This window comes from Chloroflexia bacterium SDU3-3 (assembly GCA_009268125.1).
In the GTDB taxonomy this organism is placed as follows: Bacteria; Chloroflexota; Chloroflexia; order Chloroflexales; family Roseiflexaceae; genus SDU3-3.
In genome coordinates this window covers 308,345-331,186 of the sequence record WBOU01000005.1, presented here as the reverse complement: position 1 = coordinate 331,186, position 22,842 = coordinate 308,345, and the positions used below count along the sequence as shown (strand labels likewise).

18 protein-coding genes and 1 tRNA gene are annotated in these 22,842 nt (G+C 65.6%); 12 read left to right on the top strand and 7 right to left on the bottom strand.

All coding sequences use genetic code 11. The features are described 5' to 3' along the window. Positions 1 to 111: 111 nt before the first annotated feature. Both F8S13_10620 and F8S13_10615 read left to right on the top strand, forming a co-directional pair. Positions 112 to 4,380, top strand: coding sequence for a tetratricopeptide repeat protein (locus F8S13_10620; protein ID KAB8143455.1), 4,269 nt, complete (start codon positions 112 to 114; stop codon positions 4,378 to 4,380). A gap of 1 nt (position 4,381) precedes the next feature. Next, positions 4,382 to 4,600 (top strand): hypothetical protein, encoded by a 219-nt coding sequence (locus F8S13_10615; GenBank protein KAB8143454.1) that lies wholly within the window; start codon positions 4,382 to 4,384, stop codon positions 4,598 to 4,600. A 473-nt stretch (positions 4,601 to 5,073) separates the two neighbouring features. On the opposite strand, the gene F8S13_10610 is transcribed toward F8S13_10615, so the two are convergent. The 6 genes from F8S13_10610 to F8S13_10585 form a co-directional block, all read right to left on the bottom strand. Then, positions 5,074 to 6,456, bottom strand: a complete 1,383-nt coding sequence (locus F8S13_10610; GenBank protein KAB8143453.1) for a GTPase Era — start codon at positions 6,454 to 6,456, stop codon at positions 5,074 to 5,076. Positions 6,457 to 6,498: 42 nt separating this feature from the next. Next, complete coding sequence (locus tag F8S13_10605) at positions 6,499 to 7,413, bottom strand: DUF4230 domain-containing protein (GenBank protein ID KAB8143452.1); 915 nt, start codon at positions 7,411 to 7,413, stop codon at positions 6,499 to 6,501. Positions 7,414 to 7,430: 17 nt separating this feature from the next. After that, the gene (locus F8S13_10600) at positions 7,431 to 8,144 is read right to left on the bottom strand and encodes a ubiquinone/menaquinone biosynthesis methyltransferase (protein ID KAB8143451.1); all 714 of its coding nucleotides are present in this window, start codon (positions 8,142 to 8,144) and stop codon (positions 7,431 to 7,433) included. A gap of 37 nt (positions 8,145 to 8,181) precedes the next feature. After that, a complete protein-coding gene (locus F8S13_10595) occupies positions 8,182 to 8,952 on the bottom strand; it encodes a type III pantothenate kinase (GenBank protein ID KAB8143450.1) in 771 nt (256 codons plus the stop codon). A 586-nt stretch (positions 8,953 to 9,538) separates the two neighbouring features. Continuing rightward, complete coding sequence (locus tag F8S13_10590) at positions 9,539 to 10,504, bottom strand: asparaginase (GenBank protein ID KAB8143449.1); 966 nt, start codon at positions 10,502 to 10,504, stop codon at positions 9,539 to 9,541. Positions 10,505 to 10,534: 30 nt separating this feature from the next. Next, the gene (locus tag F8S13_10585) at positions 10,535 to 11,263 is read right to left on the bottom strand and encodes a class I SAM-dependent methyltransferase (protein KAB8143578.1); all 729 of its coding nucleotides are present in this window, start codon (positions 11,261 to 11,263) and stop codon (positions 10,535 to 10,537) included. Positions 11,264 to 11,516: 253 nt separating this feature from the next. Here F8S13_10585 and fabZ point away from each other — a divergent pair, with 253 nt between their 5' ends. The 6 genes from fabZ to F8S13_10555 all read left to right on the top strand — a co-directional run bounded on the left by fabZ (position 11,517) and on the right by F8S13_10555 (position 14,567). Continuing rightward, on the top strand, positions 11,517 to 11,954 hold the full coding sequence (gene fabZ, locus F8S13_10580) for a 3-hydroxyacyl-ACP dehydratase FabZ (GenBank protein KAB8143448.1): 438 nt from the start codon (positions 11,517 to 11,519) through the stop codon (positions 11,952 to 11,954). 60 nt (positions 11,955 to 12,014) lie between these two features. Continuing rightward, positions 12,015 to 12,100, top strand: a tRNA-Leu gene (locus tag F8S13_10575). Between the two features lie 78 nt (positions 12,101 to 12,178). After that, positions 12,179 to 12,790 carry a GNAT family N-acetyltransferase gene (locus tag F8S13_10570; GenBank protein ID KAB8143447.1) on the top strand — a complete coding sequence of 204 codons (612 nt, stop codon included), beginning with the start codon at positions 12,179 to 12,181 and terminating at the stop codon, positions 12,788 to 12,790. Positions 12,791 to 12,905: 115 nt separating this feature from the next. Beyond that, the gene (locus tag F8S13_10565; GenBank protein KAB8143446.1) at positions 12,906 to 13,304 is read left to right on the top strand and encodes a hypothetical protein; all 399 of its coding nucleotides are present in this window, start codon (positions 12,906 to 12,908) and stop codon (positions 13,302 to 13,304) included. Between the two features lie 140 nt (positions 13,305 to 13,444). After that, positions 13,445 to 14,158, top strand: a complete 714-nt coding sequence (locus F8S13_10560; protein KAB8143445.1) for a Crp/Fnr family transcriptional regulator — start codon at positions 13,445 to 13,447, stop codon at positions 14,156 to 14,158. 118 nt (positions 14,159 to 14,276) lie between these two features. Further along, a complete protein-coding gene (locus F8S13_10555) occupies positions 14,277 to 14,567 on the top strand; it encodes a hypothetical protein (protein ID KAB8143444.1) in 291 nt (96 codons plus the stop codon). 124 nt (positions 14,568 to 14,691) lie between these two features. Here the strand turns inward: F8S13_10555 and F8S13_10550 are convergent, their stop codons facing one another. Further along, entirely contained in the window at positions 14,692 to 16,047 is a 1,356-nt protein-coding gene (locus F8S13_10550; protein KAB8143443.1) for a HAMP domain-containing protein, read from the bottom strand. Positions 16,048 to 16,572: 525 nt separating this feature from the next. On the opposite strand from F8S13_10550, the gene F8S13_10545 reads away from it, so the two are divergent. The 4 genes from F8S13_10545 to F8S13_10530 all read left to right on the top strand — a co-directional run bounded on the left by F8S13_10545 (position 16,573) and on the right by F8S13_10530 (position 20,216). Beyond that, positions 16,573 to 17,118, top strand: a complete 546-nt coding sequence (locus F8S13_10545; protein KAB8143442.1) for a single-stranded DNA-binding protein — start codon at positions 16,573 to 16,575, stop codon at positions 17,116 to 17,118. Positions 17,119 to 17,318: 200 nt separating this feature from the next. Further along, entirely contained in the window at positions 17,319 to 18,356 is a 1,038-nt protein-coding gene (locus F8S13_10540; GenBank protein KAB8143441.1) for an iron ABC transporter permease, read from the top strand. Continuing rightward, positions 18,356 to 19,399, top strand: coding sequence for an iron ABC transporter permease (locus tag F8S13_10535; protein ID KAB8143440.1), 1,044 nt, complete (start codon positions 18,356 to 18,358; stop codon positions 19,397 to 19,399). The genes F8S13_10540 and F8S13_10535 overlap by 1 nt, the downstream gene beginning before the upstream one ends. Before the next feature lie 19 nt (positions 19,400 to 19,418). Then, entirely contained in the window at positions 19,419 to 20,216 is a 798-nt protein-coding gene (locus F8S13_10530) for an ABC transporter ATP-binding protein (protein KAB8143439.1), read from the top strand. Positions 20,217 to 22,842: the final 2,626 nt, after the last annotated feature.

The window sequence follows — 22,842 nt, the reverse complement described above, 5'->3', positions numbered from 1 at the left end:
ACCCTACCGGCGCAGATGCCCACTGTGCGTGGGCATGCCGTTTTTTGTATAATGAGAAGAGCGGCATGCAAACCCTAGCAACCCCGGCATATATCGGCCAAAGGATGGACTATGGCGGAGCCGAATGATCCTGGCGTGCTTGACCCCAAGCACCTGCGCCGCTACCTCCCATCCGAGCTGGTCGAGGCCATTGATGGCCAGCGCGACTCGGGCCTGGGCGCGTACACGCTTGAGGCCTTTGTGCACCTTGCGGCCTCGCGCTACACCGTCACCACCTACCTGCCGCGTATCCTCACCCACGAGCTGCTGCACGAGCGGCGCGAGAACCCCTGGCTGCTCTGGCGCACCGGGTCGCTGCTGTTTGCCGATCTCTCCGGCTCCACCGCCCTGGCCGAGCGCCTGGCGACCATGGGCCGCGAGGGTATCGAGCGCGTGACCGGCGCGCTCAACCATATTTTCGACATTATGATCGAGCGGATCGAGCGCTACGGCGGCGATCTGATCGCCTTCGGCGGCGATGCCCTGCTGGTGTTTTTTGGCGAGGCCGACCACGCCCGTGCGGCGGCGGGCGCGTCGCTGGCGCTTCAGGAGGCCCTGCGCGACTATACGCATGTGGTCCTGGGTGTCGGCTCCTTCCCGATGCACCTGCATATCGGGGTGGAGAGCGGGCCGGTGGCCTTCGCCAGCGTGGGCCTGGAGCACGCCCGCTACTGCGCGGTGCTCGGCCCCACCGTGAACCGTGTGGCCACCGCCGAGGGCCTGGCTGGCCCGCGCGAGGTGGTGATTGGCCCAGGCATGCTGGGCCAGATCGGCGCGCTGGCCCAGGGCGCTGCAGCCGCGCCGGGCTTCCTGCGGCTGGATGCGCTGGGCGGAACGGCCCTGGCCTACCAGCCCCCGCCCGAGCTGCTGCCCGATGTGGCCGCGCCCGAGCTGGCCATCCCCCCGCTGATCGACGACCTCAACCGCACTAGCCCCTACCTAGCCGCGTCGCTGCTAGAGAAGATCCAGCTCGACCCGCAGCTGCCCCAGATCGAGGCCGAGCTGCGCCCCGTCACCGCGCTGTTTGCGCAGGTGGTGGGGCTAGAAGATCTGGCCGAGTACCTGCCGCCCGCCCACGCCGCCCAGGCCATCCAGACCTACATCACCAGCATGCAGGAGGCGGTGGAGCTGTTCGGTGGCGTGATCAACAAGGTCGATGTGGCCGACGAGGGCCTGAAGCTGGTGGCTATGTTCGGCGCGCCGATCGCCTACGAAGATCACGCCGAGCGCGCCGCCATGGCCGCCATCGCCATGCAGGAGCGCATGCCCCAGGTGCTCGCCTCGCTGCAGGCCGCTATGGGCGAGGGCGCGGTGGTGCTGGCCCAGCGCATCGGGCTGAATCTGGGCACGGTGTTCGCGGGGAATGTAGGCAGCGCCGCCCGAAAAGAGTACACCATGATGGGCGACGCGGTGAATGTGGCCGCCCGCGTGATGAGCAACGCCGCGTGGGGCGAGGTCTGGTGCAGCCAGGCGGTGGCCGACGAGGTCGACGCGCGGGTGGTCTGCGAGCCGCGCGGCGAGGTCAGCCTGAAGGGCAAGTCCAACCCGGTGCCGCTGCTGCGCATCGTCTCGCTGCGCGAGTCGGTGGCCGAGGAGCTGCTGCCTGCAGATGGCCCTTTGATCGGGCGCGAGCCGGAGCTGGCCTGGCTGCGCGAGCACATCGCCGCGGTGAAGGCGGGCCAGGGCAGCGCGGTGCGGATCGTGGGCGAGGCGGGCGTGGGCAAGTCGCGCCTCACCGCCGCGCTGGTGGCCGATGCCCAGGCGGCCGGCTTCCGCACCATCTCGGCCTCGTGCTACTCCTACGCCAGCGGCATCCCCTACAACGCCTGGGCCGAGTGGCTGAAATCGCTTTGCGGCATCGTGGCCAGCGACAGCAACGCCCAGCGCATCCGCAAGCTGGGGGCCGAGCTGGCCAAGCTTGGCCCCGAGATGGAGGAGTGGCTGCCGATTATGGGCGATCTGGCCCGGCTCGACATCCCCGAGAACCGCCTCACCCGCGGCCTGGATCCCAAGCAGCGCCAGCAGCGCCGCTTCGAGCTGCTTGAGCAGCTGCTGGTGCACGCCGCGCACGACGGCCCTATCCTGGCCCTGTTTGAAGATCTGCACTGGGCCGACCCGATCTCGCTCGATCTGTGGCAGCAGGTCGGCCCCAAGCTGGCGGGCCACACCGTGCTGCTGGTGGGCGTCCACCGCCCCGAGCTAGATCTGCCCGAGGATGCGCCCCTGCTGCGCCTGCGCGAGCTCTCCGCCGAGCACAGCAGCCAGCTGATCGCGCTGCTGGGCGGCGCATCCAGCCTGCCCGCCGAGACTATCGACCAGATCATCGAGCGGGCGGCGGGCAACCCGCTGTTCCTGAACGAGCTGATCCACGCCGTGTTCGCCAAGGTGCACGACCTTGAGCGGGCAGGCTATGCCGCCGACCAGCTCGATGCCGCCGACCTGCAGCCCGCGCTCGACAATCTGCCCGACAGCCTCCACGGGCTGCTGCTGGCCCGCATCGACCAGCTCGAGGAGACCAGCCGCACCATCCTGCGCGTCGCCTCGGTGATCGGCCAGCGCATCCCCTTCGGCGTGCTGCGCGCGCTCCAGCCGGTGGAGCAGGGCACGCTGGTGCGGCAGCTGGTGCGCCTGGATGAGCACGAGTTCACCCAGCTGGAGCGGATCGAGCCGGAGCGCGTGCACATCTTTCGCCACGCCCTGATCCAAGAGGTTGCCTACCAATCCATGCTCTACTCGCGCCGCCGCGATCTGCACGGGCGGATCGGCGCGTACCTTGAGCGGCGCTACGCTGGCGACCTCGACGACTACCTGGGCCTGATCGCCCACCACTACCGCCTGAGCGACCGGCGCGAGAAGGCCATCGACTACCTGTTGATGGCGGGTGATGCGGCCAGCGCCATCTACGCCAGCGATGAGGCCATCCAGTACTACGAGTGGGCGCTTGAGGCGCTCGACGATGCCGCCGACCCACGCACCTGGCGCGCCCGCGACGCGCTGGGCGATGTGCTGGCCACCATCGGGCGCTACGACGACGCACTGGCCCAGCACAGCCAGGTGCTGGCCGCGCCCGACATCACCGCCGAGGTGGCCCGCCGCGCCTACGGCAAGCGCGGCAGCGTGCTTGAGAAACAGGGCCAGTACAACCAGGCGCTCGACGACCTGGGGCGGGCCATGGCCATCGCCCGCTCGGGGGCCGAGGGCCTCTCGGTGCTGGCTATCCCGATCGTTTGCGCCGACATCGCGCTCATCCACCAGCGCCGCGGCGAGCACGACCAGGCCATCGCCGCCTGCGAGGAGGGCCTGCGCCACATCACCCGCGACCCGCGCACCCACGAGGATGAGCAGATCGAGGCCCGGCTCCAGTCCACCCTGGGCGCAGTCTACGGTATGCGCGGCGACTACCCGCGCTCGCGCCAGCACTTCGAGCATAGCCTGCGCATCCGCGAGATGATCGACGACCTGCCCGGCCTGGCCACCGCCCACAACAACCTCGGCTACCTCTGGCAGCTGCAGAGCGAGTACGAGAAGGCGCTAGACCACTACCGCATCACCGAGGAGATCGTGGCGCGCATCAACCTGCGCTACATGGGCGTCTTCGCCAGCCTGAATAGCGCCTACGCCCTGATCAGCCTGGGCCGCTACCACGAGGCCCGCCTGCGCTGCCAGCAGGCCCTCGATCTCTCGCGCGAGATGAACGACCGCCGCAATATCGCGCAGGCCTACGACACGCTGGGGCTGATCTCGTACCACCAGGGCGACTACGCCACCGCCGTGCGGGCCTATGAGGATGCGGTCGAGATCCATCGGCTGCTGGGCAGCGGCTACCAGGAGGGCAGCTCGCTGGCCAACTACGCCTTCGCGCTCTGCGCCATGGGCCGCCACCACGAGGCCGCCGCCGCCGCCGCCCGCGCGCTCGCCCTCGCCAACGAGTCGCAGTCCGACCGGCTGCGCGCCGAGGCGCTGAGCGGGCTGGCCGAGGCCCACAGCGCGCTTGGCCAGCGCGACCACGCCCAGGCCCACGCGCGGCAGGCGTTGGAGATCGCCCGCCGCATCCACAGCAAGCACGACCAGGGCATCGCTGGCCGGCTGCTGGCGCTCGCGCTGCCCGCCGACGACCCATTGCACCAGGCCCTGCTCGACGAGAGCGCCCAGATCTTCACCGAGACCAAGGATCAGTTCGAGCTGGCGCGCACACATATGGCGCGCGGCGTGGTGCTGATCCGATCTGGGCAGATCGAGGCTGCGCTGCTGCTCCTAAAAGATGCTGAGCACACGTTTATTTTGTTGGAAGCCAATGGTGAACGGCTACGTTTGCAAGCGATCATAGAGGGAGCACGCTAACATGTCGCAGAATGAGGTGGAGCGCGTCATCGGGCGCGCGGTGACCGACGCCGCATTTCGTCAGGCCCTGATCGACAACGCCCACGAGGCATGCAAAGACTACGATCTGACCGAGGATGAGCTGGATGCGCTGGAGCAGCTGGATGCCACCAGCCTGCTGGCCTTCTCGGGCACGCTGGACAAGCGCATCTCGAAGACAAGCGGCGCGGGCTTCGCCTAGGCGCTACCGACCGGATGCGGAACACGAAGGCCGTCCCCCGAGCGATCGGGGGACGGCCTTCGTGTTTCTATAGAAACGCGCACTACTCGCGGCGGCGGCGGCGGGCGTAGATGTTTTCGATGTAGATCGGAACGCGCACTTGCTCGCGCTTGGTGGTGCTATCGTTGGCGCGCAGGATCAGGGCTGCGAACACCGCGAGGGCCACGACCAGCATCAATGTCACCATGGTACGACTCCTTTTAGCAATCCGTGAGCGGTGCCGCTGAACCTGTACAAAAAATACAGGCGAAGTATAACAGAGCCACTACTCAACATCCATAGGCGTCCGGTCCCAGCTTCATCGGGTACCAACCCTAGGGGCATATATCGTATGCTTGGTATTGTACCACGCCGCACAAACAAAACCAGAGTTACGATAGTGAATTACGGTGAAACATTGTTCACCGCCGCCGCATGCACATGCGCTGTCGTAGTTACGATTTGTCGGTGTAGCCCAGCCAGCGCAGCGACGAGGGGTCGTCGCGCCAGTTGGTGCGGGTCTTTACCCACAGGTCGAGGTAGGCCGCTCGCCCTAGCATGCGCTCGATGCCGGTGCGGGCGCGGCTGCCGATCTGCTTGAGCATGGCACCCTTCGCGCCGATCAAGATGGCCTTCTGCGATTCCTTTTCTACATAAACGGTCATGCGCATATAAATTGCCGCACCGCGCTCCTCCCACTCTTCCACCTCTACGGCCACGCTGTGGGGCACCTCCTGCTCGGTGAGCCGCAGCACCTGCTCGCGCACCAGCTCGGATGCGCGCTCGCGACTGCCCTGGTCGGTGCGCTGGCCGTCGGGGAAGAGCTGCGCGCCCTCGGGCAGGCGCTTGACCAGCTCATCCAGCAGGGTGTCTAGGCCCTTCTGCTTGGTGGCCGAGACGGCCAGCTCCATGTCCCACGTGCCCAGGGCGCGGTAGGCCTCAAGGTTCTGCTGGCCCTTGGGGGTGGGCAGATCCACCTTGTTGAGCACCAGCAGCTTGGGCGTGCGGGTGCGGCGCATCAGCTCGGCGATCTTGCGGTCGAGCCTGCTGGGCGGCTCGGAGATGTCGACCACAAAGCAGATGATGTCGGCGTCGGGGATGGCGCGGCGGGCCTGGTCGACCATGAAGCTGCCCAGCTTGGTGCGTGGGTCGTGGATGCCGGGGGTGTCCACAAAGATCACCTGGGCGTCGGGCCGCGTGTAGATGCCGCGCATGGGGATGCGCGTGGTCTGCGGCTTGGGCGAGGTGATCGCCACCTTCTCGCCCAGTATGGCGTTGAGCAGCGTGGACTTGCCCACGTTGGGCTTGCCCACCAGCGCCACGAAGCCCGAGCGGATGCTCTTCTCTGGCTCAGCGGCGGGTGCGGCCTGCTCGGCGGCTGGGGGGATGGCGGGCGGCGCGATCGGCGCTTCGCCCTCGCCCTCATCCTCGGCCTCATCCAGATTGACCATGAATGGCGCGAGCCGCTCCAGCCGGGTGTCCAGCCCAAAGGTCTTGGCGGGCTGGATCTCCGCGCCCTGGATCATGCCCACGAGATCGAAGTCGAGGATGGCCGACTCGGAGATCGGCTGGGCGTCGATGTCGGCGGCCTCCAGCAGCTGGATGCTGAGCGTGTAGGTGGCCGGGTCGTAGCGCACGCCGGGGTGGCCCAGCGCGAAGGTTAGGTCGCTCTTGCTGACGCTGCCGTCCAGCTCAAGCTCTAGGCCGATGATCTGGCCGTCCTCATCCAGCAGCAGCGTGGCGTCGCACTCGCCCTCGCCATCGGTGCTGCCCGCGATGATGTCGGTGAAGTACCAGTAGAGCGTTCCGGAGTCGGGGTCGTGGGAGATAGCAATCATTCAACATTCCTTTGTTGCCGCAGCTGGCGGCGGTTATTTTTTCTATGGCTGGGCGGCCTGGGCGGTGGGCACGACGGCGGGGGCCACGCACTGGCCCGCGCTGGCGTTGACGACCACCTCCTGGAAACCGGCCAGCCGCATAGTCATGGTCAGTGCCGTCTTGGCCTCGTCGGCGGCCTTCTGCAGCACGTTGGCCTCGCAGGCGGCCTGCAGGATCTGGGCGTCGGCCTCCAGCCGGGCCTTGCTCTCCAGGTCTTTGTCCTGGTTGGCGAAGATGCCGGTGGTGCGGTCGTAGACCCGCGTGCGCTCGTTGTCGAGTGTCTGGATGAAGATCTCGGACGGCGGCAGGCTGATCGTGATGGTCTTGCCGTCGGGCGAGATCGTCACATCTTGGTCGGCCAGCTTGCCCATGTCTACGCCCGAGATCACCGTGCCGCTGGCGATCAGCAGCAGCTTGTCGCCCAGCACCATGTCCAGCGGGTTGCCGCGCTCGATCTTGGCCTCGATCACGCGCTCGGCGCTGAACTGGTTGGTCTCCAGCCTGTTCAGGCTGCGGATCTGCAGGATGGTGCCGCCGCGGTCGATCACGGTGGCGGTGGGCGTGGCCACCACCTGCTGGATGGCGGCGGGCACGTTGGGCACGCTGGGCAGGCTGACCGTGGGCACCAGGCTGCCCACCATGCGCGGCGCGACGATGGCGACCAGCGCTATCAGGGCGGCGACGCCCAGCAGGATATAGAGGATGTTGCCCATCCTGCTGGTGGGCGCGGGGTAGCCCGCCGGGGCCGAGCGGTAGCGCGGCATCGGCGCGAAGTCGTCATCCTCGTCGTCGTAGTCCTCGCCGCGCCGCGCGCGCAGCCGCCGCTCGATCAGGCTGTCGCGCTGCCGTGGGGCCAGGCCCTCGCGGCGGCTGCGCTCGTCGCGCTCGTCGCGCTCGTCATCCTCATATCGAGGCATAGCGTCGCCTCCTCACTCTACTTCTTCACGCCAATATGCACGGCCACCGCGCCGAAGCCCAGCAGGGTGTAGCGCACCTCGCCCCAGCCCGCATCCGCCATGATCTCGGCCAGCCGCTCGGGCTGGGGGAAGGCCTGGGCCGACTGCGGCAGGTAGCGGTAGGCCGTGGGGTCGGCCCCCAGCGCGCGGGCGATCAGCGGCACCATGTGGTAGAAGTACACGCCGTGCCCCAGCCGCACCAGCGGGTTCTTGGGCCGCGCTACCTCCAGGCAGGCCACCCGACCCCCTGGCCGCGTCACGCGCGCCATCTCGCGGAAGGCCGCGCCGATGTCGGTCACGTTGCGCATCATGAAGCCGGTGGTGATCGCGTCGAACGCGCCATCGGCGAAGGGCAGGCGCAGCGCGTCGCCCTGGATGAAGCTGCCGCGCCCGCCCAGCTTGGCTAGCTTGCCCAGGCCCTCCTGCATCATGGGCAGGGTGTAGTCGGCCCCCACCACCATGCCGTCGTAGGCCCGCTGCGCCAGGATGGGCAAAAAGTCGCCGGTGCCGCAGCCCAGATCCAGCACGCGACCGTTGGAGGCCAGCCCGATGCTGTCGGCGGCGTAGTTTCGCCAGCTCTGGTCCAGCCCGAACGTCATGATCCGATTCATGGTGTCGTAGCCGTCGGCGATCCGGCTGAACATCTGCTCGACATAGGCCGATTTCTCGTCGGGGGAAGGAAGCACGGACATCGCAGTTTCCTATCTTGTGCGGCAGGCCGCCTGAGTGTCATTCGCTATAGTTCAGCCCGTGCATGATCCGCAGCCCCTCAAGCGTCAGCAGCGGCTCTACCACGTCGATCGCGTCGGTCTCGCCCGCGATCACATCGGCCAGCCCGCCGGTGGCCACCACCTTGGGCCGGAACCCCAGCTCGTCGCTCATGCGCCGCACCAGCCCCTCCACCAGGCCGGTGTAGCCCAGGATCAGGCCCGATTGCATGTAGTGCACGGTGTTCTTGCCGATCACCTTCGGCGGGCGCACCAGCTCCACCGAGTAGAGCTTGGCGGCCAGCCGGAACAGCGCGTCGGCGGAGATGCCGATGCCCGGGGCGATCGCCCCGCCGATATAGGTGCCGCCATCCAGCACGATGTCGAAGGCGGTGGCCGTGCCGAACGCCACCGCGATCACCGGGCCGCCATACTTGTGGTAGGCCGCCAGCGAGTTCGAGATGCGGTCGGCCCCCAGCTCGTGCGGGGTGTCGATCTGGTAGGTCAGCCCGGTCTTCACATGTGCGCTGGCCACCAGTGGCTCGAAGCCCAGGTAGCTGCGGCACATCTCGCGGAACTGGCCGGTGAGCGGCGGCACCACGCACGAGATCGCGCAGCCGTGGATGGCATCCATGCGGATGCCGCCCATGATGAACAGGTTGCGGATCAGCCCGGCGTACTCGTCGGCCAGGCGGTGGCGCTCGGTGGCCACGCGCCAGTGCGCCACCATCTCCTCGCCCTTGTAGAGGCCCAGCTTGATGTTTGTGTTGCCAATATCAACCGTAAGAAGCATGGTGTCTACTATTCCAGGTGCAAAAAAGCCATGTGTGCATTATATCCGCTTCAGGCCCTTCGCAAAACATGGCCGCTGCGCAGAAGAATATTCACCACGCAGACACGAAGACGCGAGGGGCAATCGAGATCAGGGTTAACCGCCATCCCACCTAGCCCATGCGGCGAAGGTGCTGCTCGCGCCAACTGGCCATATGCACGAACACCAGCTACCAGCAAGCGGCGTAGGAACGCCTCAAATTGGGGGTTCCAAGGGGGCAACGCCCCCTGGCGGGGTTCCTAGGGGCTGGCCCCTAGGCGCTGCCCGCGCAGGGCATCCACCCAGCAACCAAGCAGAACCGCCATTGCCCATGGGAGCAAGCACTTCAGATCAACAACATAGCTAAAGTGATCGATGTATCCGTATCGGTGCATCTAGAACATGAGCGCCGAAAAAGCTCTTTTACCCGGTGCCCCCCTGCCGGGCCGGTGAACCCCAGATTTATCACAAAAAAGACCTGGCGCAGCCCGTATCCCCCGCAGCGGCTGGCCCACAAAAAAGGCTGGGCCGCACGCGGCCCAGCCGTAGAGCAAGCGCTGCGCGGGCGCTACGCGAACCAGGTGCGCAGCTCCTCGGGGTAGCGGGCCGCGCCCAGCGCCACCATCAGCTTGATCCGCGCCTTCGGGCCGTTCAGGTTGTGCCCGAACAGCACCCCCGCCCGCTTCAGGTCGTGGTACGAGCCGACATAGCCATACTCGTCGCCCAGCGTGCCAGCGCCGCAGCGGCTCGTCACGCAGATAGCCGTGCGCTGCTGGATGGCCTCGGTGATGGTGGGCAGCCACCACGGCGGCACGCGCCCGCTGCCGAACGCCTCGATCACGATCCCCGCCACCCCATCCTCGATCGAGTGGCGCAGCTGGCGCTCGTCGCCGCCCTGGGTGATCGTGATCATGTCCACCATCTCATCCAGCCGCGCGCAGGGGATGTACTGGTGGCGGGCTGGCCGGTGGGTGATCCAGACCCGCTCGCTGTCCACCCGGCCCAGCGGGCCGCTGCCCGGCGCCTCGAAGGCGTGTGTCACCTGGCTGTGGGTTTTCTGGGCCTCGGATGCGGCGTAGATCGCGTCGTCGAACACCACCAGCGTGCCCAGATCGCGCGCGTCGGGGGCCACGGCCACGCGGATGGCGGCGGCCAGGTTGGCCAGCCCATCGTAGCCCAGCGAGGTGGCGGTGCGCATCGAGCCAGTCACCACCACCGGCTTGGGCGAGTTGATCGTCAGGTCGAGCAGGTAGGCGGTCTCCTCCAGCGTGTCGGTGCCGTGCGTCACCACCACGCCATCCACATCGGGCGCGCGCAGCGCCGCCTCGACCCTGCGGCTCAGGTCTAGCGCCTGGGTGGGCGTGATGTGGCTGCTCGGCAGGTTGGAGAACTCCTCGAAGGCCAGGTCGATGCCCGAGCGCGGCAGCTGGGCCAGGAAATCATCGCCTTTGAGGGTTGGCACCGCGCCGCCGACCATGGGGCTGCGCTTCATGGCGATCGTCCCGCCGGTTGTGATGATGATGGCTTTTTTCAACGGGGTCTCCTCTGTACAGATGGGCGGCTGCTAGGGCTTGCGTGCGATCCAGGCGATCCGCTGCGAGGCCTCGTAGGGCGGCTGGTGGGTGAAGCAATCGTAGGCGGCCTCCACCGCCAGCCCGGCCTGCTCCAGCAGCCGCGCCACCGTCTCTGGCGGGTAGGCGCGCTCCACGTGGGTCTCCTCGAAGCGCTGATAGCCGCGCACGTCGTCGCCAGCGAAGCCTGTGACCACCATGGTGGAGCAGGCGCTGGCCGGGTCGAAGTCGCTCTGCGAGATCTGCACGAAGCCCTCGCTCTCATCCACGATCACGGGGTCCCAGTCGTGCTCTAGGAAGTGCCGGGTGTTCATATCGGCGAAGAACAGGCCGCCTGGGGCCAGCGCGTGGGCCACGTTGGCGAAGCACGCCGCCAGCTCCTCCTCGCGCAGCAGGTAGTTGAGGCTGTCGTAGGTGCAGGTGGCCAGGTGGTAGCTGCTGGGCCGCAGCCCTGGCGCGGCCTGCGGGCCCAGCGCGAAGCTGCGCATGTCGCCCAGCGCGAAGCTGGCGCGCCCGGCGGTCTCCAGCGCGGCGGCCTTGGCGCGGGCCAGGGCCAGCATGGCCTGCGAGCCATCGACGCCCAGCACATCCCAGCCCTCGTCGGCCAGCATCAGCGCCAGCGTGCCGGTGCCGCATGCCAGGTCGAGCGCGCGCCGCCCCGGCGCGGGGTGGCGGGCCAGCACGTCGCCCAGGTAGTGCGCCACCAATATGGCGAAGCGCATCTGGCCGCTGCCATCGTAGAACGGGGCGTAGTCGTGGTAGATGCCGCTCACGCGCTGCTCCTTCTGTGTGCCAGGCGCTATTGTACCATGCAGCCGCCTGAATCTTCGGCCCGCCCTGGGATGGGCGGTCGTAATGACCTGTTGAGACTCCTCGGGATTCTTCGGCGCGCGGGCTGGCCTGGGGCGCGTCCGGGCGCGCGTCTTCGGCTATAATGGCAGGCCGGAGACAACCGGCATACAAGGAGCTTTCGCCATGCTTACCGCGCAGGAGATCATGCGGATCATCCCGCACCGCTACCCGTTTCTGCTGCTCGACCGGATCATCGAGCTTGAGCCAGGCGTGCGCGCCGTGGCCGAGAAGCTGGTGACGGTCAACGAGCCGTTCTTCCAGGGCCACTTCCCCGAGGTGCCGATCATGCCCGGCGTGCTGATCGTGGAGGCCATGGCCCAGGCGGGCGGCGTGGTCGCGCTCAGCATGGATGAGTACAAGGGCAAGTTCGTGATCTTCGCGGGCATCGACAAGGTGCGCTTCAAGCAGATGGTGCGCCCCGGCGACGTGCTGCGGCTGGAGACCAAGCTCGACAAGATGCGCCGCAACATCGGGCGCGGCACCGGCGTGGCCACGGTGGATGGCAAGCTGGTGTGCGAGGCCGAGCTGCTGTTTGCGATCACCGACGCGCCCCAGCAGTAACGCCCAGATCCTAACCCGCCCGCCATACCAGCGCTATTTTATGGTATGATACGGGCGCGCGCCGGAGTGGCGGAATGGCAGACGCTGGGGTCTTAAAAACCCCTGAGGGCAACCTCGTGCGGGTTCGAGACCCGCCTCCGGCACCAGCTTAAAAGCGCTATAGGCATCAGGGGAGAGTGTAGCTCTCCCCTGATGCCTTTTCGCATAGTGCGAGAACGCTCTTGATGTGTGAGGAAGGCTGTATGCTCCCGATCTCCTGCCCCCCGCTCACCATCCGCGACTGGCAGCTGCACGATCTGGCCCCCTACCGGCGCTGGCTGCAGCCCGGCCAGCGCTGGCAGTCGCTGGATGGCCCCTATTACCGCACATCCACCAGCCACGCCCAGATCGACGCCAAGGTCGACGCCCTGCGCGAGCAGATCGATGAGGGCCAGTGGCCTACGCCCCGCACCCGCATGCCCATCGCCTACGACGCCACCGACACCCTGATCGGCCTTGTCTCGTGGTACTGGATCAGCGAGGAGACCGACTGGCCTGCCGTTGGCATCGTCCTGTTCGACCCTGCGCACTGGGGGCGGGGCCTGGGCTACACCGCGCTTGGCCACTGGTGTGCCTATGTGTTCGGCGCGCTGCCCCAGATCGTGCGGCTCGACATCCAGACGTGGTCGGGCAACCACGGCATGATGAGGCTGGCCACCAAGCTCGGCTTCCGCGAGGAGGGGCGCTTCCGCAAGGCGCGGATCGTCGAGGGCGCATACTACGACGCTATGGGCTACGGCATCCTGCGCGAGGAGTGGGATGCGCGCCACGCCGGCGTCTTTGGCCCGCCGCGCTAGGGCCAGCGCAGCCACAGCCTGGGGAATGGATAGCATTTCGCAACAAACACGCGGTGGCGCGGCAGAGATGCTATACTCTAGCATATCACCCAGGATCTAGGCAGGAAGCGCTCCAATGGCATATGTGGCAGGCATCCAACCTCACCTTCGGGCCACCCCAGGCGGGCGGGGTTTTGCTATGCTGGTGCTGGCCGTGCTAGTCGGCTTCTTTGCCCCGCTGGCCTGTGTGCTTCACTGCCAGCCTGCCCGCGCTATCTCTGCCGCAGCTAGCGGATCGCAGCTCTTCTACTGCTCGCTGGCGCTGCAGCATGTGGCGGCCTCGCACCCCGAGCCGCCTGCCAGCACCCAGCTGGCCCACAGCGCTGGCGCGTGGCAGCAGGCCCCGAGCGAGGGCATCGTGCATGGTGGCCTCGCCCTCAGCCCGCTGCCCGCCGCGCGGCGTGGCCAGCGCGCCCTGGCCGCGCCAAAGCCCTCGTTCTTCATCACCGTGCCGCCCACCCCTCCTCCCCGCTGATCCCTGCTCAGATTTGCCAGCCCGTAAGGTTTTGACAAAGGAGCAGATGCTTGTGCTGTCGCGCCAGTGCTGGCTGTTTACCCCCATGGGTGCAGCTGCTTGGCGTGCGGCGCGAGCTTTTCAGGTGAAGGAGTTTCCCCATGCTGCATCTTGGCAAAGTCCCGCTGTTCTGCGGCCTTGATGATAGGGCCATCCAAATGTTTGCTCGTAGCGCCCGCCAGATCCGCGTCGCCCGCGAGAGCGTGCTGTTCAGCGAGGGTGAGCTTTCCTCGACGCTGTATGTGCTGGCCAGCGGCTGGGTGCGCATGGTCAAGGCAGGCCCCGACGCGCGCCCGATGGTCATCCGCATCGCTGGGCCATCCGAGGTAGTGGGCCTGAGCACGCTGGTGGCGGGCAGCCGCTACTCGTTTACCGCCCAGGCCACGCTGCCCTGCACCCTGCTGGTGTGGGAAAAGGCCGATCTGACGCCACTGATCGGCCGGTACCCGCAGGTGTGCGAGAATGCGCTGGGCATGATGGCGCGCAACCTTGAGGATCTGCAGCAGCAGTACCACGAGCTGGTGACCGAGCGGGTTGAGCAGCGCGTGGCCCATGTGCTGGCGCGCATCGCCCAGCGCTACGGCGTCGTCACCGACGAGGGCGTGCAGATCAGCGTGCCGGTCTCGCAGAAGGATCTTGCCGATATCGTCGGCGTCACTCAGTTCACCGTCAGCCGCATGTTCCGCTCGTGGCGCGATATGCAGATCGTTGGCTCTGGCCGAGGCCGGATCATCATCCGCGACCTGCGTCGGCTGCTGGCGCGCTCGGCTGAGCTGCCGGGCGGCTACATGCGCGAGCGCTCGGTTTCGACATAGCGTGGTAATAGCGCGGTATTGACTGGATGTTAGGGTTTACTTAGCCAAATGAACGTTGTTGTACCTATCTTTGCTACGTACTGCCAGGGCGTTGTACGTGGCCTAGAAGGAGGATGTTGTGCTGGGGCGATATCTGGTACCGTATCGAGATGCCGACTTTCGGCAGCAGAACAGGGCGGCTGGCGACCTTGTGCAGGAGGTCCGCCTTGAGGTTGGGGCGAATCGGCATCTGATAGTCGAGCTAAGCCGGAATCATGTCGAGCGCACGCCATTTATTGTTCGTGCCGCGATCTACCTGGCTCGCTTTCGGCGCGATGGCAGCGAGGATCTGCGCATGTGCTTGAGCGTGCGGCGTAGCGAGGTTCAGCTGATCGACACCGATGCCGCCCGTGGCGAGAGCTTCGCCTAGCGGCCCAGGTATTGCCCAAGCGGCACATGATAGTGTTCTTTGCTGCTTGCTCAGCATCAGCAGCATAAACAAGCCGAGGCCATCCCTTTACGTGAGGGATGGCCTCGGCTTGTTTGCGCCCTGCCTATACCGGGATGGTGTCGCTGAGCTTCACGGCGCGGCTGCCGCGATCGCGCCTGAGCAGTGTGGAGAGCGAGTTGATACCAGCCTCCAGATCGGCCTGCACATGCAGGCTGGAAAGATCCACTCCCAGCGAGACAATCGTCTGCGCTAGTTCGGGGCGCAGGCCTACCAGCACGGTCTGGGCACCTAGCAGCCGCAGCATGGCAGTGGCCTGCAGCAGCGACTGCGCGGTGGCCGTATCGATCAGCGGCACGCCGGTGACATCAATGATCACGGCGCGGGCATGCTGCTGCTCAACCGTGTTGAGCAGGGTGGTGATCAGCATCTCGCTGCGCTCGGTGTCGAGCAAGCCCACCAGCGGCATCACCAGGGCATCGCGGCGCACCGGGATGATCGGGGTAGAAAGCGCCCGCACGGTGGCGGCCAGCTCGTTGCGCGCATCTAGCGATGCCTTTAGCTCGCCCATGGTGTTCTCTAGGTCGCGGGTGCGCTCGACCACGCGCTGCTCGAGCGTGGCCTGGTAGGTGAGCCGCTCCTGCTGGGCTTGCTGTAGCCCGTTGAGCATCGCGTTGAAGCTGCGGGCCAGCTGGCCGATCTCGTCTTTGCCTTGCACCGGCACATGCTGATCGAGGTCGCCCTGCTCCACCGCCGCTGCCGCCTTCATCACCCGATGGAGGTTGTTGGTGATCAGGCGCGTGATGATAAGCCCCACCCCAATGGAGGTGATAAAGCCCAGCGCCAGCACGAGGAGGAGCGAGCTGAGGGCAACCTTGGTGGCGCTCTGGGCCTGATCGGCCGATGCCTGGCCTTGGACTTTTTTCTCGGCGATCAGCTTGCTGATCGAGTTTTGAATGATGTCGTAGTTGGGCTGCGACTCGCGGTAGGCCGAGAGCGCGCGCTCATATTGGTAGGTGCGGCTGTAGGGCAGAAATGATCTTTGGGTTTGTGTGACCAGCAGCGGCCAGCGCCTTTGGATCTGATTCAGGTCTTTTTGTTCGACCTCGCCAACGATAAAGGAGGTATAGGTGGCGAGCATGGCCGAGATCTTTTTCTCGGTCTGCTGCATCTCTTTCTCAACATCGACCATCGTATCTTCGTTGGTGCTGGCCATATGCATGGCCTGCAGGATGCGATAGCGTGAGATATTGACGCTCAGATCGTTGAGCTGGCTCAGCGAGGGGATGGCATTATGTTTGATCTCGTCGACCCGGTTTTGCGCAGAGGAAAGCTGTAGTGAGATGATGACACCAACACAGCCGAGCAGAAGAATTTGAGTTAGGAAGGCCAATAAAAGTTTGATACGAATTGACATATGCAACCTGTGTGGGGCCAGCATTGGCGATATGCGCCCTTGCATATCTATGGAGGCCCGTTATGCCGAGAGTAAGGCGTAGGACTACGTTGTGCGATAGCGGCCGTTTAGCATGGGACGATGGTGCTGTGCGACCTTCGGTATAAGGTAGCGGTCTACACTATAAGAATCGGCGATGCATATTACAGGCCAAGCACCGGATTCTTGGTGAATATACACCATGACAGCATGGATCACCCAGCGATATTTTGGGCTGCGTATATCATGTATCTTAGCGTATCCTGACGCGCTTATCAAGTGCTGGCAAAGAGCGTCGGGAAGTTGTAATGTTTAGCAGAAAAGATGCATCTTCGATGCTATTTTGCAATAATTGTCTACGCCGACTTGTCAGGTGCTTGCGCGGTATGACGCAGCATCGTGCGATCTGCTGGTGAATTTTGTCTTGACGATGGCCGTGGGGGATGGTATAATTCGCACAGAGGTTCGAGTATGTTGGTGTGCGATGTCAAGATATGAGTATCTCTGCTGCATGGGACGAAATCGTACTATTAAACACGAGGAGGGAATGCCATGGCGAAGGATCTGAACAAAGTCATGTTGACAGGTCGCCTTGGCGCAGATCCTGAGATGCGCTATACCAACCAGGGTAGCGCCGTAACTCAGTTTCGGGTCGCATCGGGTCGCACTTGGAAGTCGGCTGATGGATCTCAGCACGATGACACCGAGTGGTTTCGCGTGGTGGCCTGGGATAAGTTGGGTGAGATCTGCAACCAGTACCTAACCAAAGGCACCAGAGTGTACATCGAGGGCCGCCTGCAGACACGCAAGTGGCAGGATCAGAGCGGCCAGGATCGCTATACCACCGAGGTGATCGCCAACGACATGATCATCCTTTCCAGCAAGCAAGAGGGGGGCAGCGCCAATGTCCCCGACTATGATGCCCCGATGGAAGATGACATGGCTGCACCGGCACCCTCGGCAGGCCGCCGCGCCGCCGCGCCTGCGCCTGCGCCGGCCCGGGCCAGCAACGGCAACGCCCGGCCCAGCGGCAATGGTCGGCCCGCCGCCCGCAACGCGCCCCAGCCGATCGAGGGCGACGAGGATCTGCCGTTCTAGCACCTGGTTAGGCTGATTATAACCAGCACACGTCTCCTACGCCTAGAGGATTTTTCCTCTAGGCGTTTTTGTTATTCCAAGGCGCTAGAAGCGGTCTAGCTCTTTGCATATTTGGATAGTATAAACTTGACAAATAGATGATATTAGTCTACGCTAATCACTACTATTTGCCCATGTACGCATAAAGTTACTGGTACGCTATGACAACACTTACAGCACCACGGCGTGCGGCGGGCCAGCTCCAGCCTCGGCTGCTGCTGGCGATGGGATTGGTATTGGGGCTTGGGCTGCTGGTGCTGGCGATGCTTGCCAGCATCGTGTTTGGGGCCGCCGATATCGACTTCGCCACGGTGTGGGCGGCGCTCTTCCACTTCAATCCCGACTCGACAAGCCACCTGATCATCCGCACCCTGCGCATCCCGCGCGCGCTGGTGGCGGCCTGTGTGGGCGGTGCGCTGGCCGTGGCGGGCGCGATGATGCAGGGCCTGACGCGCAACCCGCTGGCCGATCCCGGCCTGCTGGGCATCGAGGCCGGTGCGGCGCTGGGCGTGGTGAGCGGGGTGACCCTGCTGCATATCTCGTCGCTGGGCAGCTACGCGCTGTTTGCCTTTGTGGGGGCGGCGGTGTCGGCGGTATGCGTGTACACCATCGGGTCGTTTGGCAGGGGCGGCGCTACGCCGCTGAAGCTGACAATCGCTGGGGCTTCTATCTCGGCGCTGCTCTCCTCGCTCACCACTGGCTTCCTGATCCTCAACCAGCAGACCTTGGAAGAGGTGCGATTCTGGCTGTCTGGCTCGGTGGCGGGCCGCGATCTGAATATGCTTGCGACCCTTGCGCCCTACTTTCTGGTAGGGTTTGTTATTGCGCTGGCGCTGGGCAGGCAGATCACCGCGCTTTCGCTGGGCGATGATGTGGCGCGCGGCCTGGGCCAGCGCACCGGCTGGGTGAAGGCGCTGGCCTCGGTGGCGGTGGTGCTGCTGGCGGGCAGCTCGGTGGCTTTGGCCGGGCCGATCGGCTTTGTGGGGCTGGTGATACCGCATATGGTGCGGATGTTTGTGGGCATCGACTATCGCTGGGTGCTGCCCTACTCGATACTCTGTGGCGGCATCTTTCTGATAATCGCCGATATAGCGGCGCGCATGGTCATCCGCCCGATCGAGCTGCCGGTGGGTATCGCCACGGCGATCATCGGCGGGCCGGTGTTTATCTACCTTGTGCGCTGGCGGGTGAAACGCTAATGCAACAGCCCTGGATTGTGGTGCGGCTTGGCCGCATACCGTTTTCGCTGCGGGTCGACCGGCGTTTGCCGCCGGTGCTGGCGCTGGTGCTGCTGGCCACGCTGGCGCTGATGGTGATCAACATTGGCGTGGGCGAGTACCCGATCGCGCCGCTGGATGTGGTGCGCACGGTGCTGCACATCCCCGGATCGCCCGAGGACTACGATTTTATCGTGAACACGCTGCGGCTGCCGCGCATGCTGGTGGCCGCGCTGGTGGGTATGGCGCTCGGGGTCTCGGGCGCGATCATGCAGGGGCTGACGCGCAACCCGCTGGCGTCGCCCGATATGCTGGGCATTAGCTCGGGCGCGAGCCTGGTGGCGGTGGCACTGATCGTGGTGTTCCCTGCGGTCTCCCCGGCGGTGCTGCCATTTGCCGCATTCGCTGGCGCGCTGGTGGTGGCGGTGCTGATCTATCTGCTGGCCTGGCGCGGCGGCGACTCGCCCATCCGGCTAGTGCTGGTGGGCATCGGCCTCACCTCGGTGACGAGCGCGATGACCACGATCATGATCACCTTTGGCAATGTGAACGATGTCCAGCGGGCCATGGTGTGGCTCACCGGCAGCGTCTACGCCCGCTCCTGGGATGATTTTTGGCCGCTGTTCGCCTGGCTGGTGGTGTTTGTGCCGCTGGCGCTGCTGCTCTCGCGCCACCTGAATGCGCTGGGGCTGGGCGAGGATGTGGCGCGCGGCCTGGGCAGCCATGTGGTGATGCAGCGCGGCCTGCTGCTGCTGATCACCGTGGCGCTGGCCGGTGCCACCGTGGCGGCGGCGGGCGCGATCGGCTTTGTGGGCCTGATCGCGCCGCACATCGCCCGCCGCCTGGTTGGCCCGAGCGGCGAGGGCGTGGTGCCCACCGCCGCGCTGTTCGGCGGCCTGATCGTGGTGGCCGCCGACCTCGTGGGTCGCACGATCATCGCGCCCATCGAGCTGCCCTGCGGCCTGATCACCGCCGCGATCGGCGCGCCGTTCTTTATCTATCTGCTGTATCGCGCTCGCGCCTGAGCGACCCTATGGAGTTGGTATGAGCATGCTGGAGACCCAAGACCTGACGCTGGCCTACGATGGGCAGCCTATTATCCACCAGCTTTCGGCGGCTATCCCGGCGGGCAAGATCACGGCGCTGATCGGCCCGAACGGCTGCGGGAAATCGACCCTGCTGCGCGGCCTGGCGCGGCTGATGCCCCCGCGCGGCGGCTCGGTGCTGCTGGATGGCAAGGACATCCACCGCATCGCCACGCGCGATCTGGCCAAGATCATGGGCATTCTGCCGCAGAGCCCGGTCGCGCCCGAGGGCCTGCTGGTGCGCGAGCTGGTGGCGCAGGGCCGCTACCCGCACCAGCACTGGTACCAGCAGTGGTCGCCCGAGGATGAGCGGGCGGTCGAGCGCGCGCTGGAGATCACGGGCATGGTGGATCTGGCCGCGCGCCCGGTGGATGCGCTCTCGGGCGGGCAGCGCCAGCGCGCCTGGATCGCGATGACCCTGGCCCAGGAGACCGAGCTGCTGCTGCTCGATGAGCCGACCACCTACCTAGATATGGCGCACCAGCTTGAGGTGCTGCACCTGCTAGAGCGGCTGAATCGCGATGAGGGCCGCACCGTGGTGATGGTGGTGCACGATCTCAACCACGCCACGCGCTATGCGCAGCATATTGTGGCGGTGCGCGCTGGCGCGGTGGTGGCGGCGGGCGCGCCCAGCGAGGTGATCACGCCCGATCTGCTGCGCCGCGTGTTTGGCATTGAGGCCGATATTGTGAGCGACACGCGCACGGGGGTGCCGCTCTGCCTGCCGTATGGGCTGTGCCGCGAGCAGGCGGCCTAGCGTAGCCATTTTGGGGTAATAGTAAAGGGGGCGCGGTATTGCACCGCGCCCCCTTTGCTATGCGGTCAGGATGCCTAGCGGAAGATCAGCGGCAGGTAGGTGTCGTTGAATCCAGGCGTCAGCGTGCCCTTGGATGTCTGCACGATGATATTGCCCGCGCTATCGGTGGCCTGCACCATCGCCACCACATCGGTGCTGAACTGCAGCGCGCCGGTCTGCCCGGCGTAGGTGCCGTCGCCATCGGGGTCGGTGAGGGCGAGCACCTGCCAGTTTTTGCCATCGCCGGTGTAGAACGCCTGCACGCTGGTGATGCCGGTGTTGTCGCTCACCTGCGCGCTGATGCTGACCGCGCCCGCAGCGCGCGCCTGGCTGCGCAGTGTGCCAAACTGCACGTTGCGGATCAGCGGCGGCAGGGTGTCGCTCTCCAGGGCCGGGCCGTTGGGGTCGCTTGGGTCGAGGTAGGTGATCTCGAACACCATCTGCCCGAAGCGGCGCATCCAGCCACGCTCGGTGTCGGTGGCGCGGAACTGGACCGGGTTGATCAGCAGCGTGCTGGTCACCACATCCAGTCCGCCCAGCTCTTGGTGGATGCTCTGCTGGGTGAAGGGCACCTCGGGCAGCCACGACCCGATCAGCGCCATATCGGGGTCATCCTGCTGGTGCGGCAGGATGGTGTCGCTCACAATGGTGGTGACATGCGGGTCAACACGGCTCAGGTCGGGCAGCGTGATGGCGCTTTTTACCCGCACGCCGCGCGGCTGGTAGCGCTGGCTGCCGTTGGAGGACACCAGGGTGATGTCGTACGGCAGGCTCGGCAGCACCGGCTTGCCCAGCATGATCTGGCGGCTACCCTTGACGGTGATCTCCTCGCCTGGGGCGATGCTGTCGCGGACCTTGCTGACCACATCGGGCACCTCGCCTGCGCTGCCGTCGGGCGTGAGGAACTGGTTGGTGAAGGTGATCGTGCGGGTAAACACGGCGGGCAGCGCGCTGGGGTCGACACTGATCCGGCGCGCCGGGGCGTCGTAGCTGCCGATCTGGTCGCGGGATGGCTCCTGTGGGTTGGGCACCAGCACGCGGATGAAGGGCAGGCCGTAGAGGGTGGACTGCAGCAGCACCTTTTCGTCGTAGACGCTGAAGCTGCCGACGCTGGCATCCTGCAGGTAGGCCCGCTTCGCCCGCACCAGCGCCGCGCCGATTGGCACGCCCTGGTAGGCCCCGATCTGGTTGAGCACTTTGCGCCCGATCATCACGGTGAACAGGTCCGAGAGCTTCTCGCTATAGGCCACAAGATCGCTGTCGCCATAGCCGAAGCCGGTGTTGCCGATCCAGTTGCCGCCCTGCTTCAGCGTGGCCTGCGGGAAATCGGCCTGGAACTGCGGGTCGTAGAAGTACTCGTCGGGGGCGCTCAGCCCCGAGTGGCAGCCGATCGACCAGATCAGCGATGTGGAGTTGGTGGGCGAGGCGCGGTTGCCGGGCGTCTTATTCAGGTCGCCGAAGAACAGCGTGGTGCTGTAGGCGGCTGTGGGCGTGTAGATGCGCTCGGCGTACAGCATGGTGTCGCCCTGGGCCGGGAAAATGCCGTAGTGGGTGAAGTGGGCGTTGAGCGAGGTGAGGTGGTGCTTGTTCTGCACGGTGTAGCCGTCGCCAAACTGCGCGAGCCGACCGCTGAACCACACCTTGGCCAGATCCTCGCTGTCCCAGGTGTCATCGTTGAGCACCGACAGCGGGTGGAGCGGCGGGGTTGCGCTGGTGGTTGGGCTGAAGCCATAGGCCTTGAAGCGCATCGCGATGCGGGTGGCCTGGTCGCTCAGGAAATCGTAGCCGGTGACGAAGGCCGCGCCCTGGTGCACCACCCCGCCGCTGTCGGTATCTACGCGGTCGGCGCGGATGAAGAAGCGGTCGGGGTCGAGCGAGTACTCGTAGCTCTCCAGGTAGCTGCGGATGTCTTTCGGCTGCTCGACCAGCCGCCCGACGGCCAGATCGGGCATGTAGAGCGCGCGCCCGCGCCAGCGGGTGGGCTGCCTATCGGCGTAGTAGTTGTCGGTCTGGATCATGTTGAAAAACAGGCTTCCGCCCAGCGTGCTGTCGGGGCTGAAGCTCGACTGGCCATCGTTGAGCTGGCCGTAGTACTCGCTCTCGTTGGCGATGGTGGTCTCGTCGGGCACGCGGAAGAACGGGATGATGTCATCGCCGCCCACCAGCACGATATTTTCAACATTGGGGTAGAGATCGCTGATCAGCTGGTTAACAATATACGAGATCTGGGTTGCGACCTCGTTGGCGTAGAGCGGCTGGAACTTCGATCCATCCCACTGATCGTAGAGCGCGGAGAGGTTGCCGTCGTTGTAGTACAGCGGGGCGTTGTACCCCGCCAGATCGACACCGATGCCCTTGACATTGGTCGTCGACAGCAGCTTGCTCGACGAGCTGTTCAGTATCGCGACAATCGCCGAGATGTTGGAGCTGACGGATGCGTCCTCCCCCGAGGGGTTATAGATATTCTGCATCCGCAGGCTGTGGTAGAGGTAGAGCGTCTTGATGCTGGTGTCGGGGCTGCCCGTGAAGGTGTTGACGGGTGTGGCCTTCTGTGCGGGCACAGCTAGCGCGCCCGGTGTGAGGCTTA